Source organism: Agrobacterium sp. LAD9 (assembly GCF_003031125.1).
Classification (GTDB): Bacteria; Pseudomonadota; Alphaproteobacteria; order Rhizobiales; family Rhizobiaceae; genus Agrobacterium; species Agrobacterium radiobacter.
The window spans coordinates 247,608-262,360 of record NZ_PHGS01000009.1 but is presented as its reverse complement, the minus strand read 5'-3'; the positions used below and the strand labels follow the sequence as shown (position 1 = coordinate 262,360).

The 14,753-nt window shown below is 59.1% G+C and carries 16 protein-coding genes; 5 read left to right on the top strand and 11 right to left on the bottom strand.

Annotated elements, in window-relative coordinates; genetic code table 11:
- Positions 1-218 precede the first annotated feature (218 nt).
- From DA915_RS10965 to DA915_RS10955, 3 genes are all read right to left on the bottom strand, one after another.
- On the bottom strand, positions 219-1,121 hold the full coding sequence (locus tag DA915_RS10965) for a DMT family transporter (protein ID WP_004430381.1): 903 nt from the start codon (positions 1,119-1,121) through the stop codon (positions 219-221).
- Between the two features lie 151 nt (positions 1,122-1,272).
- On the bottom strand, positions 1,273-1,584 hold the full coding sequence (locus DA915_RS10960; protein WP_080868451.1) for a hypothetical protein: 312 nt from the start codon (positions 1,582-1,584) through the stop codon (positions 1,273-1,275).
- A 146-nt stretch (positions 1,585-1,730) separates the two neighbouring features.
- Complete coding sequence (locus DA915_RS10955) at positions 1,731-2,657, bottom strand: EAL domain-containing protein (protein WP_107675819.1); 927 nt, start codon at positions 2,655-2,657, stop codon at positions 1,731-1,733.
- Positions 2,658-2,867: 210 nt separating this feature from the next.
- Here DA915_RS10955 and DA915_RS10950 point away from each other — a divergent pair, with 210 nt between their 5' ends.
- On the top strand, positions 2,868-4,070 hold the full coding sequence (locus DA915_RS10950) for a pyridoxal phosphate-dependent aminotransferase (protein ID WP_004430390.1): 1,203 nt from the start codon (positions 2,868-2,870) through the stop codon (positions 4,068-4,070).
- Positions 4,071-4,233: 163 nt separating this feature from the next.
- On the opposite strand, the gene DA915_RS10945 is transcribed toward DA915_RS10950, so the two are convergent.
- The gene (locus DA915_RS10945; RefSeq protein ID WP_107675818.1) at positions 4,234-5,340 is read right to left on the bottom strand and encodes a calcium:proton antiporter; all 1,107 of its coding nucleotides are present in this window, start codon (positions 5,338-5,340) and stop codon (positions 4,234-4,236) included.
- Positions 5,341-5,533: 193 nt separating this feature from the next.
- On the opposite strand from DA915_RS10945, the gene DA915_RS10935 reads away from it, so the two are divergent.
- Positions 5,534-5,800: a DUF2188 domain-containing protein gene (locus DA915_RS10935; protein WP_004430396.1), complete on the top strand. Its 267-nt coding sequence runs from the start codon at positions 5,534-5,536 to the stop codon at positions 5,798-5,800.
- Between the two features lie 35 nt (positions 5,801-5,835).
- On the opposite strand, the gene DA915_RS10930 is transcribed toward DA915_RS10935, so the two are convergent.
- Positions 5,836-6,780, bottom strand: coding sequence for a LysR family transcriptional regulator (locus DA915_RS10930; RefSeq protein WP_004430398.1), 945 nt, complete (start codon positions 6,778-6,780; stop codon positions 5,836-5,838).
- A gap of 89 nt (positions 6,781-6,869) precedes the next feature.
- Here DA915_RS10930 and DA915_RS10925 point away from each other — a divergent pair, with 89 nt between their 5' ends.
- Positions 6,870-7,907 carry an NAD-dependent epimerase/dehydratase family protein gene (locus DA915_RS10925; RefSeq protein ID WP_107675817.1) on the top strand — a complete coding sequence of 346 codons (1,038 nt, stop codon included), beginning with the start codon at positions 6,870-6,872 and terminating at the stop codon, positions 7,905-7,907.
- Positions 7,907-8,296 (top strand): DUF6220 domain-containing protein, encoded by a 390-nt coding sequence (locus DA915_RS10920; RefSeq protein WP_080866322.1) that lies wholly within the window; start codon positions 7,907-7,909, stop codon positions 8,294-8,296. Before DA915_RS10925 ends, DA915_RS10920 begins: the two co-directional genes overlap by 1 nt.
- 54 nt (positions 8,297-8,350) lie before the next feature.
- Here the strand turns inward: DA915_RS10920 and DA915_RS10915 are convergent, their stop codons facing one another.
- From DA915_RS10915 to trxB, 4 genes are all read right to left on the bottom strand, one after another.
- Complete coding sequence (locus DA915_RS10915) at positions 8,351-9,463, bottom strand: alkene reductase (RefSeq protein WP_060725136.1); 1,113 nt, start codon at positions 9,461-9,463, stop codon at positions 8,351-8,353.
- A 123-nt stretch (positions 9,464-9,586) separates the two neighbouring features.
- The gene (locus tag DA915_RS10910) at positions 9,587-9,877 is read right to left on the bottom strand and encodes a helix-turn-helix transcriptional regulator (protein WP_080790196.1); all 291 of its coding nucleotides are present in this window, start codon (positions 9,875-9,877) and stop codon (positions 9,587-9,589) included.
- Positions 9,878-10,477: 600 nt separating this feature from the next.
- Positions 10,478-11,374 (bottom strand): LysR family transcriptional regulator VtlR, encoded by an 897-nt coding sequence (locus DA915_RS10905; RefSeq protein ID WP_034498849.1) that lies wholly within the window; start codon positions 11,372-11,374, stop codon positions 10,478-10,480.
- Between the two features lie 24 nt (positions 11,375-11,398).
- Positions 11,399-12,373: a thioredoxin-disulfide reductase gene (gene trxB, locus DA915_RS10900; RefSeq protein WP_004430412.1), complete on the bottom strand. Its 975-nt coding sequence runs from the start codon at positions 12,371-12,373 to the stop codon at positions 11,399-11,401.
- Positions 12,374-12,627: 254 nt separating this feature from the next.
- Here trxB and DA915_RS10895 point away from each other — a divergent pair, with 254 nt between their 5' ends.
- On the top strand, positions 12,628-13,095 hold the full coding sequence (locus tag DA915_RS10895; RefSeq protein WP_004430414.1) for an Lrp/AsnC family transcriptional regulator: 468 nt from the start codon (positions 12,628-12,630) through the stop codon (positions 13,093-13,095).
- A gap of 31 nt (positions 13,096-13,126) precedes the next feature.
- Here DA915_RS10895 and DA915_RS10890 read toward each other — a convergent pair whose 3' ends face one another.
- Together DA915_RS10890 and greA are read right to left on the bottom strand one after the other, a co-directional pair.
- Positions 13,127-14,182, bottom strand: coding sequence for a glycosyltransferase family 4 protein (locus DA915_RS10890; RefSeq protein ID WP_087744650.1), 1,056 nt, complete (start codon positions 14,180-14,182; stop codon positions 13,127-13,129).
- An 88-nt stretch (positions 14,183-14,270) separates the two neighbouring features.
- Positions 14,271-14,747, bottom strand: a complete 477-nt coding sequence (gene greA / locus DA915_RS10885) for a transcription elongation factor GreA (RefSeq protein ID WP_004430419.1) — start codon at positions 14,745-14,747, stop codon at positions 14,271-14,273.
- Positions 14,748-14,753: the final 6 nt, after the last annotated feature.

Genomic DNA, 14,753 nt, shown 5'->3' with positions numbered 1-14,753 from the left:
TAGAGTGATGCGTTTATCAAAAATTGGCAAGCAAAAGTTTTCACGGGCTTTTTGTCAGATAAAAAACCTGCGGTAGAATAACATCGCGCAATCGCATATTTTTTCTGCAGGGGCGACAATTGATGAAATAATTGCCGTTTACCGCAGGATTTCACGGCAAAATTTGAATGCTGTACCCCGCATTTATGGCGGAATAAGAAAAATAAGTTCTTTTTGCGTCAGGCCGCTCCGGCCATGGGTTTTTGCCGTTTGCGCGTCAGTTCCGGCACCAGTTCGACGATCAAAATCGCGACGAATATGATCAGGCAGCCGATGTAGCCGGCGCCTGAAATGGTTTCGTTGAGGAAAATCGAGGCCAGCAAAGCGCCGAAAAGCGCCTCCGAAGACAGGAATATCGCGGCCTGCGGGGCCGTCGTGTAACGCTGGCCGATGACCTGCAGCACGAAGGCGAGGCCGGAGGAGACGAGGCCGACATAGAGGATTTCCGCGAGCGACGCCTCGATGGAGGCCATGCTTATCGGTTCGAACACGACACCGATCATGCAACTAAGAAGGGAGCAAACGGCGAACTGGGTGCAGGAAAGCGCCAGCGGCCTTCCGCTTTCGGAGACGAAGCGCCCGGCCAGCGTGATCTGGATCGCCCAGAAGAAGGCGCAGATGATGCTGAGAATATCACCCGTTGTCAGCGTCTCGAAGGCACCGCCGGAGAGCAGGAATATGCCGCCCAGCATCATCAGCGCGCATGGCCAGACGATCCAGTGGGGATGACGCCGGTAAAGCACGACGGCAATCACGGGCACGAAGATGACGTAGAGCCCGGTCAGGAAGCTGGAATTGGTGACGGTCGTGGTCAGGAGCCCGACCTGCTGGGTGGTGGCGCCGCCGAACAGGGCGAGGCCCACGAGAATGAAGCTGCCGATTTCGCGCCGGCGCGGCGGCGATTTCAGCGACCGTGTTTCCATGAGCGCGAAGGGCAGCACGGCAATGGCGGCAATGGCGAAACGCAGACCGACGAACCAGAACGGGCCGATCGAGGCCATGGCGGAGGATTGCGCGACAAAGCCGCCTCCCCAGATTGCTGCGGCGAGCAGAAGCAGCATATTGGCCTGAATACGCGTCATTGTTGGCACCAGCAGAGCAGGGCCGAGAGATCATTCAGTCACGGCCGTGGCAAACAGGGGATTTTTGGAATGTCGATCCGGCGACGCGGACGACTGTTCCCGGGTGCTTTAGCAGCAACATGCCGAGGCCGCAAGTCGAGGGGAAGGCCGCTTATTTGTAGCGGCGGGCCTCGTCTTTCAGACTGCGCCGGGTGAGCGTCAGGCCGCCAATGCCAAGGCCGATGAAGGCTGCGGCTGACAGGACGATGAGCAGGATGTGAGGGCCGGCCTTCGTGGTTGCCGCTACCTGAGGGATGGCGGATGTGTGCAGGGTGTCGATCGCCTGAGCAGCCGCGTTGGCCGAGGTTGCGATGCCGGCGGCCATGGTGACGATGACAAGAAAAGCCGCAACGGCCATCCAGAGGGAAAACAGCGTTCTCTGCGCCCTTAACCTTTCAACGGAAGTCCGATCGTTGGTAAACATGGCTGTCGCCTCTTGTCCCTGTTCTTAAAGGATAAAAGAGGCTTCGAAATGGACGGCTTGGAGACCGAATTCTGGCGTTCCGCGGCATTTATTGCGGCAATATTGTGGCAAAGCCTGATATGGCGTCCTTTTGACCGGATATGGCGTCAGAGGCCGCGTTTTCCGAAGGTCCTGACCTGGCGCAGAGGATGCGGATCGACCGGGCGGTCTTCCCGAGAAAATGCGGTTGGTGCAGCATTTCTCTCCGCCCTTGACGGGGCGAAATATTCACTGCCGAGTTCCGGGAAACGTGTGTCGAAACTGGTCGGGGCAAGTTCGGGCTTCGCCAGCACGTAACCCTGCATGAGCAGGACGCCGAGTTCCTCGCAGAGATCGACTTGCCAGCCTGTTTCCAGCCCTTCGAAGACCGGCTCAATCCCATCGTCGCGGAACTGGCGGACGATGACGCGCAGAAGGGCTGCGCCCGCCGAATTCTGCATGAAATCGCGCACCCAGCCCGCTTCGAATTTCACATAGTCCGGCTTGATGAGTTTTACCCGGTCGATGTCGGAATCGCCGGCGCCATAGTCATCAAGCGCCACGCGAAAGCCGATATCGTGCATGTGGTAAGCGAAGTCCGCGACCATCTGTGTGTCGGAGGCCTTTTTCTCGGAGATTTCGCAGACGATGCGATCCGCCGTCATGCCGGCCTCGTGGGCGGCAAGCCGCATGCGCTCTACTTCCTGGCGCATCTTGGCCGGCGTCTGGAACAGGCCCGGATGGAAGTTGACGAAGATGCGGGCGCGGGAACGGTTGAGCCTGCCGGTGTTGAGAATATGGATCGTGCGCAGGATGCTGTCGATATTTTCGATGTCTTCCGGCGCGACCAGCGAGAAAAATTCGCCCGGCGTCACCGGCTCGCCATTGCGGTGGGGACGCACAAGACCCTCGAAGGAATCGATGTCGAGCACCCCGCTCATCGTGCGGCGGAAAATGGGCTGCAGTGCCGATTTCAGGTTAAAGGTGCGATAGACCGTGGACCATGTGCCATCGACCTCGCGGACAAGACTGGAAAAGATGCTTTTGAGCGCCATTTTTCAACCAGCTATAGAGACACGACCTCTAGGCTCGCGAATGTAGCGTATCAAGCGTTACTTCCGGGTTAAGGAAGGTTAAATTCTCTGCAGCGGCACATAAGCCGGCTTTTGACCTTGAAAGAAGGCCTGTCTTTCGACATAGAAAATGCCGCAGATGACAAGTTTTCCAACCTCTGCTGATGTCAACCCCAATAGGACCGATTAAAAATGGCCTTCCTTGCCGACATTCTCTCCCGCGTAAAGCCATCCGCCACCATCGCTGTTACCCAGAAAGCCCGTGAGCTGAAAGCGAAGGGCCGCGATGTGATCAGCCTTGGCGCCGGCGAGCCGGATTTCGATACGCCCGAAAATATCAAGGAAGCGGCCATCGACGCCATCAAGCGTGGTGAAACGAAATACACGCCTGTTTCCGGCATTCCGGAACTGCGCAAGGCCATTGCCGACAAGTTCAAGCGTGAAAACGGCCTGGACTACAAGCCGGAGCAGACGATTGTCGGCACGGGCGGCAAGCAGATCCTTTTCAACGCCTTCATGGCCACGCTGAACCCGGGTGATGAAGTCGTCATTCCAGCGCCTTACTGGGTGAGCTACCCGGAAATGGTGGCGATCTGCGGTGGTACGCCGGTTTTTGTCGACACGACGCTGGAAGACAATTTCAAGCTGAAGCCGGAAGCGCTGGAAAAGGCGATCACGCCGAAGACCAAGTGGTTCGTTTTCAACTCGCCTTCCAACCCGTCGGGTGCTGCTTATTCCCATGACGAGCTGAAGGCGCTGACCGACGTTCTCGTCAAGCATCCGCATGTATGGGTTCTGACGGACGACATGTATGAGCACCTGACCTATGGCGACTTCAAATTTGTCACCCCGGTCGAGGTAGAGCCTTCGCTCTACGACCGTACGCTGACGATGAACGGCGTCTCCAAGGCCTATGCCATGACCGGCTGGCGTATCGGCTACGCAGCCGGCCCGCTGCCGCTGATCAAGGCCATGGACATGATCCAGGGCCAGCAGACCTCGGGCGCGAGCTCCATCGCACAGTGGGCAGCTGTCGAAGCGCTGAACGGCACGCAGGATTTCATTCCGACCAATAAGAAAATCTTCGAAGGTCGTCGTGATCTCGTCGTTTCCATGCTCAACCAGGCCAAGGGCATCAATTGCCCGGCACCGGAAGGCGCGTTCTACGTCTATCCGTCCTGCGCTGGCATGATCGGCAAGACCGCGCCGTCGGGCAAGGTCATCGAGTCGGACGTGGATTTCGTCTCCGAGCTTCTGGAAGCCGAAGGCGTCGCCGTCGTGCAGGGATCGGCTTTCGGCCTCGGCCCGAACTTCCGCATTTCCTACGCCACGTCGGAAGCGCTCTTGGAAGAAGCCTGCAAGCGCATCCAGCGCTTCTGCGCCGATTGCCGCTGATCGGTTGATACAGTCTTGAAAGAAGCCCGGCAGCGATGCCGGGCTTTTTTGTTCGATGGAGCTTCCGCACGCTCGACGTCATCCTCGGGTCAAGCCCGAGGATGACGGAGGAGAGGTTTTTACGCCTTGTCAGATGCTTGAGATCCAGGCGCGACGCCCGTTTTTAAAGCCCAAGAAACAGCAGCATGATGAAGGTGGCGAAGAGGATGAAATGCGTCATTCCCTCGATCGCGTTGGTTTCACCGTCATTGAGGTTGATGGCGGCGGCGATGAGGGTGATGAAGACCATGACGGTCTGAACCGGCGTCATGGCCATGATGAAGGGCTGGCCGGTATAGAGCGCGATGCCCTCCATGACAGGCACGGTCAGGATAACAGTCGAGAGCGATGCGCCCATGGCGATATTGACCACGGCCTGCATGCGGTTGCGCAATGCGGAGCGGAGCGCGGTGAGGATTTCCGGTGATGCCGAGATTGTTGCCACCACGACCGCCATCAGTGCGGGCGGTGCGCTGGTGCCCTCGAGGCTTTCGCTCAGGAAGGTCGACATGAATTCCGCCAGCACGCCGATCAGCACCACGCCGGCGATGATGAGGCCGATCGAGAGCGGAACGCTGCCTTCGTCTTCCTCCTCGGCATGACCGTGTGACGGCTGGCCGGCCGGTTGCGCCTTGCGGGGATAGGCGTAGCTGAAGAAATAGCTGTGAGGGCCAACCTGCATTTTGAGGAAGAGCGCATAAAGCGCGATCATCGCGACGATGGTGAAGGCGGAATAGACGTGCCAGCTCTGCTCTGGAATGAACTCCGGCACGATCATCGAAATACCCATGGCCGTGAGGATCATCACGCCATAGGTCTTGCCGGAATCGTCATTATAGGGCTGCTCACCATGGCGGAGGCCGCCGAGCAGGGCGGCCAGGCCCAGAATGCCGTTGATGTCGATCATGACGGCGGAATAGATCGTATCGCGCACGAGGGTGGGTGAACTGGATTCGCTCATGATGATGGCGAGGATCAGCACTTCCACGGCGACCGCCGAGAGGGTGAGGATCATCGTTCCATAGGGATCGCCGACCTTGGCGGCGAGGATTTCAGCGTGGTGGGCGACCCGCATCGAGATGAGAACGATCAGTCCGATCAGCACGATTGCGGCAATGAGCGCCGCCGTTTTTCCGGCTTCGAATATGGCATGCTCGGTCATATAGGCGATGATTGCCGCCGGTATCGCGAGAAGCAGCATCCGCTCCTGTTTCAGAATAGAACCCGCCATTGATTTCCCTTCCCCTGTCAGACCCAGGCTGTGACGTATCGTCCGTGAGATCAAGCAGGATTTGCGCTTGAATGCTTTTGGTAGGATAGTGGTGTCGCAGGACATGCTGCTCATGCCGCGCTGTCCCATCGGGTGCAATGCTTGAAACGCGGTTGTGGTTGCCATGTCGCCTACCGAGACAGGAGGACCATGAATGACCAAAGTGGTGTATGAAATCGTCGAACATGACGGAGGCTTCGCCTACCGCATGAACGGCGCTTATTCCGAAACATTTCCTACCTATGCCGATGCGGTCGAGGCCGCGCGCATCGTTGCCGCCGAACAGCAGGTGGGAGGCGATGACGAGGAAATCAGCTATCAGGATGAGAGCGGCCACTGGCATGAGGAATATAGCCAGGGCGGCGATCGGCCGGAAGCCGAGGTGGTCGACAAGACGTCACAGCCGGCCAGACCGTTTTGATGAGCGAGTTTTGCGGTATCGATGCTGGATTGGCGCTAGCGCCGTTTTGGCGGAGCACCCGGATCGGTTTCTTTGAGATGACCCTTGAGGCCTTCGACGAGGGCGCTGAAGACGGCACGGCATCGCGGTGAAGTCTTGAGATTTTCATGCATCGCGACCCAGGTGTGGAGCGGGATGTCGATTTTCGGAAGCACCTGCACAAGCCGAGGGTCCTTGCGCGCCAGACCGATCTGACAGACGCCGATGCCCGCGCTGGCGCGGATCATGGCAAGTTGGGCAAGGTTGCTGTCGGCGCGGATTTCGAAGGAAATTTCCTCAATATCGGGTATTTCAGGATCGAGCGAGCGCATCCGCTGGATGGCCGCCCGGATGAAAGGCGTCTTGCGGTCGAAGCCGACCATGCGGTGATGGTTCAAATCTTCCATGCTCTTCGGAGCGCCGGCTCTCGCGAGATAGTCGCGCGTCGCATGAAATCCCAGACGGAAATTACCGATGTAACGCATGACGATCGCATCCTGCTGCGGCTCGGTCATGCGAATGGCGATATCGGCCTCGCGCCTCAAGAGGTCTTCCAGCGTATCGGAGAGCGAAAGCTCGATTTCAAGCCGGGGGTGTACCTCCTGCATGGCCGTGATGATCGGCGGCAGCATTTCCACGCCGATGATATCAGAGGCGCTGATGCGCACGGTGCCTTCGATCTTGCCGACCTCCCCGGAGGCCGCGCGCATGAGGGCCGCGGTCGTCGCCGCCAGATTTTCCGCATAGGGACGGAGCGCAAGCGCTGCTTCCGTCGGCATCAATCCATGGGGCGAACGAATGAACAGCGGAAAACCGACGGCTTCTTCCAGAGCGCCGATGTGGCGTCCCGCCGTCGGCTGGGTGATGCCGAGTTCGCGCGCGGCGGCGGAAAGCGAACCGTCGCTCAGCACGCTGAGGAAGGTGCGATAAAAATCCCAGCTGATGTCACGGCTTCTGGTCATAAGATTTTGTATAGCTGTTCCACTTATTTCGATAATTTCGTATATCGCAGAACGGGACGATACTCCAGCCCACAACATGGAGTACGGCGATGATATATGAAAACAACGCAGATACAGCGGCGAATGATCGGCCTCTGGCCCTGATTTTGGGGGTGAATGGCGGTGTCGGCAGCCAGGTCTCCAGGATGCTGCAGCAACGTGGCTGGCGGGTGAGGGCGATGATACGCCAGCAAACAGCGTCCCGCACCACTGGTGATATCGAGTTGGTGACCGGCGACGCCATGAACCGGCAGGACGTTCTGGACGCGGCAAAGGATGCGCGGCTGATCGTCCATGCGGTCAACCCTCCCGGATATCGCAACTGGGACAGGCAGGTATTGCCGATGCTGGACAACACCATCGCCGCCGCCGAAGCCTGCGGGGCGAGGATCGTCTTTCCGGGCAGCGTCTATAATTTCGGCCCGGATGCGTTTCCCCTCCTGACGGAAGAGAGCCCGCAAAAGCCCTTTACCCGCAAGGGTACGCTGCGTGTGGAAATGGAGCGGCGGCTGAAAATGGCGTCGATGCGTGGTGTGCCGGTTCTGATCGTCCGGGCGGGGGATTTCTTTGGGCCGGATGCGAGAAATAACTGGTTTTCGCAGATGCTGGTGAAGCCCGGAAAGCCGGTCCGCAGCGTCCAGAATCCCGCCGCCCCTCATGCGGGGCATCAATGGGCCTATCTGCCTGACGTGGCGGAGACGATTGGCCGGCTGCTGGACCGGGCAGGCGAGCTTCCGGCTTTCGCCGTCTATCATATGGAAGGTTTCTGGGATTTCGATGGGCTGCAGCTGATTGACGCGATCGAGCGGGTTGTGGGGCATCCGGTCAAGCGGAGGCGGCTATTCTGGTCGGGCATCAAATTGGCCGCCCCTTTCGTTCCCCTGTTCCGCGAAGTGCTGGAAATGCAATATCTCTGGCAGATGCCGATCCGGATGAGCAATCGCAAGCTGACGGATTTCCTTGGAACGGAACCCAAAACACCAATCGATGTCGCGGTATCGACGACATTGGCGAGCCTCGGCTGCCTTGAGCAGAGGCAGGACCCGACGAGCCTTCCTCATCCGGCCGATGCCGGGGGCAGGGTGTGATGGCGACGGTTGCGAATGGGGTGTCGGCTCGGCGTCGCCTGTTTGTCGTAATTTCGGCAAGCGTGCCGGTGCTGATCTTCGCGCAGGTGCTGCTGGCCGGGCTTTCGCTCTATTATGATGGATCGCTGCTTTCGCTGCACAAGGGGCTCGGTTTCCTGATCGCCGTTCCGATCCTGTCGCTGATGGTCCTCGCTCTGCGATATGACGAGCTGCGGCCTAACCTTGCCCGCGCGCTGGTCCTGCTCGGTCTTTATTGTCTTCAGGTGGCGCTGATGAGCATCGGCCGGGAAACGGGCAATGGCTTTCTGCAGGCGCTGCATGTGCCCAACGCCTTCGTCATGGGCGCGTTTTCCGATTTTGCCGCACGGCAGGCGCGAAGCCTGCGCTGAAAGAAATACGCCGCACCGCTCTCAAGCAGTGCGGCGTATTTGCTTGGTCCTTTATCAGGCGAGCGCCGGATAGTCGGTATAACCCTCGGCTCCGCCGCCATAGAAGGTCGGCTGGTTCGGCTCGTTGAGCGGCGCATCGTTTTTCAGGCGGCGCACCAGATCCGGATTGGCGATGAATGCCTTGCCGAAGGCCACGGCATCGACTTTGCCGCTTTCGACGGCTTCGATGGCGCTCTCGCGGTTGTAACCATTATTGGCGATCCACAGGCCCTTGCCGCCGGCATTGCGATAGGCGGCCTTGAAGGCTGCGTAATCGAAAGGCTTGTCGCCCTGCTTGAAATCGCGCGGACCGCCGGTTGCGCCTTCAACCACATGGATGAAGGCGAGATTGCGCTTGCCGAGCTGATCCGCCACGTAATTGTAGAGCGGCTGCGGGTCGGCCTCGAAAATATCGTTGGCGGGGGTAACGGGGGAAAGGCGGATGCCGGTGCGGCCCGCGCCAATCTCTTCCGCCACCGCATCGACAACTTCCAGCAGGAAGCGGGCGCGGTTTTCGATCGAGCCGCCATACTCATCCGTGCGCTGGTTGGTGCTGGATTTCAGGAACTGCTCGATCAGGTAGCCATTGGCGGCATGGATTTCGACGCCGTCGAAACCGGCCTCCAGAGCCGCGCGTGCGCCGCTGCGGTAATCCTCGAGGATGAGGCCGATATCGTCGATGGTGAGCGCGCGGGGCTCTGAGGTTTCGGCAAAGGCGCCGGTGCCGTCATCATTGATGATATAGGTCTTCGACTTGGCGGGAATGGCGGAAGGAGCAACCGGCTGACCGCCATGCGGCTGCAGCGAGGTGTGGGAAATGCGGCCCACATGCCAGATCTGCGCGACGATCTTGCCGCCGGCTGAATGCACGCCATCGGTGACCTGTTTCCAGCCTTCGATCGCTTCCCGCTTGTAGAGACCCGGAACGTCCGCATAACCCTGACCCTGCTGGGAAATCGGCGTGCCTTCGGTGACGATCAGCCCGGCTGTGGCGCGCTGCTCGTAATAGGTGGCGTTGAGATTGTTGGGAATTGCGCCCGGCGAGCGGTTGCGGGTGAGGGGGGCCATGACGATACGGTTGGCGAGTGCGATATCGCCGGCCTGTGCCGGTTCGAAAAGACTGGTCATGCGACTTCACTTTCTGGTCGGTTGGCGAAATTGCGCGGCAGGCGCGCTATCCGGGTCGGGTGCCGGATCGAAACCCGCGTTGCGGTTCCTGTCCGGCACCCCGGGGCTCAAAGCTTGGGAGGCTCAGAGATTGGCTTGCAGATAATTGCGGAAAGCGTCGATGGTTTCCTCGTTGCGTTCGAAAAACACCCATTGCCCGACCTTTTTCGACCTGATGAGACCGGCCGCTTGCAACACCGCCAGATGCGACGAGACGGTGGATTGCGACAGGCCACTGATCTGAAACTGGTTAGCGCACACCCCCATGCTGAGCGGGTGCTCCTGACAGAAGTGACTTTCCGGGCGCTTCAGCCATTCCAGAAATTTCAGCCTTGCAGGGTGCGAAAGGGCCTTGAGGATTTCCTCCGGGTTCATCTGGGTTTCTTTAATATCTGACATGAACGATATTTATATCGATCATTTTCGATATACAAGTCACGTCTCTGTGAGGACCGTGGGGAGTGGGCAGGCGGTTCCAAAAAAGAAGGCCGCTGGATGTCTCCGCGGCCTGACAAGTTTGAAGGTCAAAACCTCCAGAGGGGAACAGCTGTCGCGTGCCTTGGGCGAGCGTGACAGCCAACTAAAATATGGGAGCGGCAATAATGCAAAACAAGGTTGCATCATGCGATATTTCGCCAATTTGGAGAAAATTCTTGCGGGTAAAAAAAGAGGGCCGCCGGATAGATCCAGGGCCCTTTAAGTGTGAAGGTCAAAAACCTCCAGAGGGGAACAGCTGATGCGGTGGAACTGGGAGGAAAAGCCACCGTGTGCATCAGCTGAGAGCGATATGGTGCTTTTTTGTGCACGAAACAACTCTTTTTTGTGCAGGTCAGGCATGCGCACCACGCAGCCCTCGATATTTCCGGTATATTTTATGTGCAATGCTGCCGGAGAACGGCAACATTCCGCTCACGCAACGCTTTGCGTAAGCTATTGGAATTAAAGCGCGATAGCCAAGTGCCGGCTATTTTAACGTCAGAAGTTCCAGTTCCGCGCCTTGGCGACGATGAAGTCGCGGAAGGCTTTCAGCTTTGCAGCGTTTTTCATCTCGTCGGGATAGCAGAAGTAGGTATCGAATGACGGAATATCTGCGGCAAGCGACAGCTGGATAAGGCCGGGGTCGCGTCCGACGATATAGTCGGGCAAACAGGCGATGCCGATTCCCAGCAGGCAGGCGCGCTTGATCGATGTCTGGCTGTTGATCTGCAGATGCGGCGTGCGCGTATTGTCGGAAGAGCGTCCGGCATTTTCCAGCCAGTTGACATCAAGGAGATAGTTGGGCGCCGGTTCACCGAAGGAGATGATGCGGTGATTGTCGAGATCTTCGACCGACTGCGGCTCTCCGTGACGGTTGATGTAGGACGGCGCGGCATAGACGTGCATATGCACCGTGAACAGCTTGCGCTGGATCAGGTCCGACTGCTGCGGCTGACGCAGGCGGATGGCGCAATCGGCGTGCCGCATGTTCACGTCCAGCTCCTCATTGTCGAGGATGAGCTGGATCGACATTTCCGGATAGAGCTGCAGGAACTCCTGCACCTTGTCCGTCAGCCAGCCTTGGCCGAGACCAACGGTCGTCGTCACGCGCAGCTTGCCGCTCGGCTTCTCCGTCGTTTCGGTGAGCTGCATCTTGACGGTTTCGAGCTTCAGCAGCACGTCATGGGCTGTGCGATACAGCAACTCGCCCTGTTCGGTGAGGATCAGGCCGCGGGCGTGGCGATGGAACAGCTTGACGCCGACATCCTGCTCCAGTGCGCTGACCTGACGGCTGATGGCCGACTGGGACAAATGCAGCTTGTCGGCAGCATGGGTGAAAGACCCCGCTTCGGCTGCGGCATGAAAAATGCGCAGTTTATCCCAGTCCAATGGCATTGCCATGCCTATCCTGCCTTTCGGTTATTCCGCTGCTACCGCGAGCGGTTGTTGCGCGGTGAGGTACCGTTCTGCTTCGAGGGCGGCCATGCAGCCCATACCGGCGGCGGTGATTGCCTGACGGTAGATGTCGTCGGTGACGTCGCCGGCAGCGAAAATGCCCTCAACATCGGTTGCGGTGGAATCGGGTGCGGTCCACATATAGCCGTTGTCCTTGAGCTTCACCTTGCCCTTGAACAGTTCAACCGCCGGCGCGTGGCCGATGGCGACGAAGACGCCGTCGATCGGCGTGTCACTGATCGCGCCGGTCTTGGTGTCACGCAACCTCACGCCCGAGACGGAAGGCGGCATGGGCGGCTTGGCGGGAGCGCCGGTGATTTCGGCGATTTCCGTGTTCCACAGGATCTTGACGTTTTCCTTCGCGAACAGCCGTTCCTGAAGGATTTTTTCCGAGCGGAAGCTGTCGCGGCGGTGCACGACGGTCACAGATTTAGCGATATGGGCGAGATAGAGCGCTTCCTCCACGGCGGAGTTACCGCCGCCGACCACGATCACATCCTTGTTGCGATAGAAGAAGCCGTCGCAGGTGGCGCAGGCCGAAACGCCGAAGCCCTGGAAATGCTGTTCGCTCTCGATACCCAGCCACTTGGCCTTGGCGCCAGTTGCGATGATCAGCGTGTCGGCGGTCCAGACCTGACCGGAATCGGTCTTGACCACGAAAGGCCGTACATTGGTTTCAACTTCGGTGACGAGATCGCTGACGATTTCCGCACCCACATGGGTCGCCTGCTTCAGCATCTGATCCATCAGCCAAGGGCCCTGGATCGGATCGGCAAAGCCCGGATAGTTCTCGACATCGGTGGTGATCATCAGCTGGCCACCCTGTTCCATGCCGGCAATCAGCACGGGTTTCAGCATTGCGCGGGCCGCGTAGATCGCCGCGGTATAACCGGCGGGACCAGAGCCAATGATCAATACCTTGGTATGGCGGGCAGACATGGAAACATTCCTTTTTACGGTAGCGGGGCCTTTCAGCAGCAAGACCTTCCAGCCGCAACACGGCGGACAGGCCACAACCCCTTCATTGCCCGGTATTTAAGGTTGTCTAGTGTCTTTATTCAAGGGCAGCCTTGCGTTACCAACAAGGCAGTTGTGGATGCGCGCGCAATTTTGTGACCGGGCGGCGGCATAATGTTGCGAATCCCGCGCCGAATAGTACAAGGAAGTTCTACAGCTTAACGAGGTACTCCTCCGTGACCAGCGTCGAACTCGATGCCATCGATCTGAAAATCCTGCGCGAATTGCAGCGCGACGGGCGCATGACCAATGTGGAACTGGCCGAAAGGGTCGGTATTTCCGCGCCGCCCTGCCTCAGGCGGGTCCGCAAGCTGGAGGAGGCGGGCGTGATCGAGGGTTATCACGCCATGTTGAACGCGCCGAAGCTCGGTTTCGACCTCGTCGCCTTCTGCATGATCGGTCTCAAGCGCCAGTCGGACAGCAATCTGAAGGCTTTTGCGGCGGCAACCGCCGGCTGGTCGCTGGTGCGGCAGGCCTGGATGGTGTCGGGCGAAAGCGACTTCCTGCTGCATTGCGTCGCCAAGAACCTGACGGAATTTCAGGATTTCGTCATCGAGGTTCTGACGGCGGACGAAAATGTCGATACGGTGCGCACCATGCTCACCATCCGTCAGGTCAAGCGCGTCGGTCTGGTGGAAATCTGATTGGCCGGCTTTTTGTCGGCTTCGGGGGGCATTACCCCCGCCGCAACGCCTCATAGACTTCGCCGAGACTTGTCGCTTCTTTTTCCAGCGGAAAAGTGCTGCGCACATGCGCAAGTCCGGCACTTGCGTGGGCTTTGGCCAGAGCAGGATCGGCGAGATAGGTCTTTATCGCGTCTCTCAGCGAGGCATAGTCACCCGCATCGACAACCGCCCCGGTCTCGCCCGTGACGATCATTTCCTCGTAAGCGCCGGCATTACTGGCGACAACGGCCGTCTCGGAGGCCATGGCTTCGAGCGGTGTCAGGCCGAAACCTTCATTGCGGGATGGGGCGACATAGAGCGTCAGCCGCCGGTACCAGGGCTTGATGTCGTCAACTTCGCCCTGAAATACGATGCGGTCGGCAAGGCCGGCTGCGGCGACATCGGCCTTGAGCGCATCACCGAAGGCCTTGTGTTCCGCCGTGACGCGGCCGGACACTACGGCTGTCCATTGCGGATGGTTGGGCAGAAGTTCGATCATGGCGCGCACGAATAGATCGGTGCCCTTCTGGTGGCGCACGCGTCCGAAACAGCCGATCAGATATTGGCCCGGCAGGCCGGTTGCCGCGATCGTATCTTCCGGACCGGTGGCCGGGTGGAAAAGGTCGGTATCGACGCCATGCATGACGACGCGATGGGGCACTTCCAGGAACGAGCCGGAGCGGGCGTTGGTCGCAACCACGGCATCCATCTTCGAAATCAGAAAACGGGTATAGGCGGAATGCCGCCTCTGTGCCGCGGAGGTAAAGAGCAGCTTCACCTTCATGCGCAGCACATCGCGCATCAGAAGACCCGGCAGCATTTCGAGGTTGCGGCGGGCATGCCAGATGCGCGGGCCACCCTGCGGGCCGTTTTGCCAGAGCCGCCACAGATCGCGGAAACGCACATGCGGCAGATGCGGCGGCAGGCCGGGGCCGATGACGGCCACCTTCTGTCCCAGCCGGTTCTGCACGGGTATCAGCTGAACGATGGTGGAAGTGACGCCGGAGAGCCTGCGCTTGAAGTTCGGCGCAAGCACCTGCACATCTTTCAGACTGACGTGGGACAAGATGGGCTTCCGTCTCTGCGGCTGGTTTGGAGATTCAATACGTCAAAAAGCAATGCGCCCGCATGGGGCGCATTGCACGTCGGGGCAATCAGCCCCACTGTACCGCGAGAATCTCGTAGCCCTTGGCGCCGCCGGGCGCGTTGACTTCGATGCTGTCGCCGACTTCCTTGCCGATCAGGGCGCGGGCAATCGGCGAGGAGATGGAGATGCGGCCAGCCTTCACATCGGCTTCCTGGTCGCCGACGATCTGGTAGGTTCGTTCCTCGTCGCTATCTTCGTCGATCAGCTTGACGGTGGCACCGAACTTGATCTTCGAGCCCGACATCTTGGACAGGTCGATGACTTCCGCGCGTGCGGTCAGGTCTTCGAGTTCGGTGATGCGGCCTTCATTGTGGCTCTGGGCTTCCTTGGCAGCATGGTACTCGGCGTTTTCCGAAAGGTCGCCATGGGCGCGCGCTTCCGCAATTGCCTCGATGATACGGGGACGCTCCTCCTGCTGGCGAAAGCGCAGCTCCTCCTGCAGCTTGACGAATCCACCCTGAGTCATCGGTACTTTTTCTACCATTTTTTT

Coding starts and splice junctions, on each gene's coding strand:
- DA915_RS10965 (WP_004430381.1), bottom strand. CDS start 1,121: ATGACGCGTATTCAGGCCAATATGCTGCTTCTGCTCGCCGCAGCAATC.
- DA915_RS10960 (WP_080868451.1), bottom strand. CDS start 1,584: ATGTTTACCAACGATCGGACTTCCGTTGAAAGGTTAAGGGCGCAGAGA.
- DA915_RS10955 (WP_107675819.1), bottom strand. CDS start 2,657: ATGGCGCTCAAAAGCATCTTTTCCAGTCTTGTCCGCGAGGTCGATGGC.
- DA915_RS10950 (WP_004430390.1), top strand. CDS start 2,868: ATGGCCTTCCTTGCCGACATTCTCTCCCGCGTAAAGCCATCCGCCACC.
- DA915_RS10945 (WP_107675818.1), bottom strand. CDS start 5,340: ATGGCGGGTTCTATTCTGAAACAGGAGCGGATGCTGCTTCTCGCGATA.
- DA915_RS10935 (WP_004430396.1), top strand. CDS start 5,534: ATGACCAAAGTGGTGTATGAAATCGTCGAACATGACGGAGGCTTCGCC.
- DA915_RS10930 (WP_004430398.1), bottom strand. CDS start 6,780: ATGACCAGAAGCCGTGACATCAGCTGGGATTTTTATCGCACCTTCCTC.
- DA915_RS10925 (WP_107675817.1), top strand. CDS start 6,870: ATGATATATGAAAACAACGCAGATACAGCGGCGAATGATCGGCCTCTG.
- DA915_RS10920 (WP_080866322.1), top strand. CDS start 7,907: ATGGCGACGGTTGCGAATGGGGTGTCGGCTCGGCGTCGCCTGTTTGTC.
- DA915_RS10915 (WP_060725136.1), bottom strand. CDS start 9,463: ATGACCAGTCTTTTCGAACCGGCACAGGCCGGCGATATCGCACTCGCC.
- DA915_RS10910 (WP_080790196.1), bottom strand. CDS start 9,877: ATGAACCCGGAGGAAATCCTCAAGGCCCTTTCGCACCCTGCAAGGCTG.
- DA915_RS10905 (WP_034498849.1), bottom strand. CDS start 11,374: ATGCCATTGGACTGGGATAAACTGCGCATTTTTCATGCCGCAGCCGAA.
- trxB (WP_004430412.1), bottom strand. CDS start 12,373: ATGTCTGCCCGCCATACCAAGGTATTGATCATTGGCTCTGGTCCCGCC.
- greA (WP_004430419.1), bottom strand. CDS start 14,747: ATGGTAGAAAAAGTACCGATGACTCAGGGTGGATTCGTCAAGCTGCAG.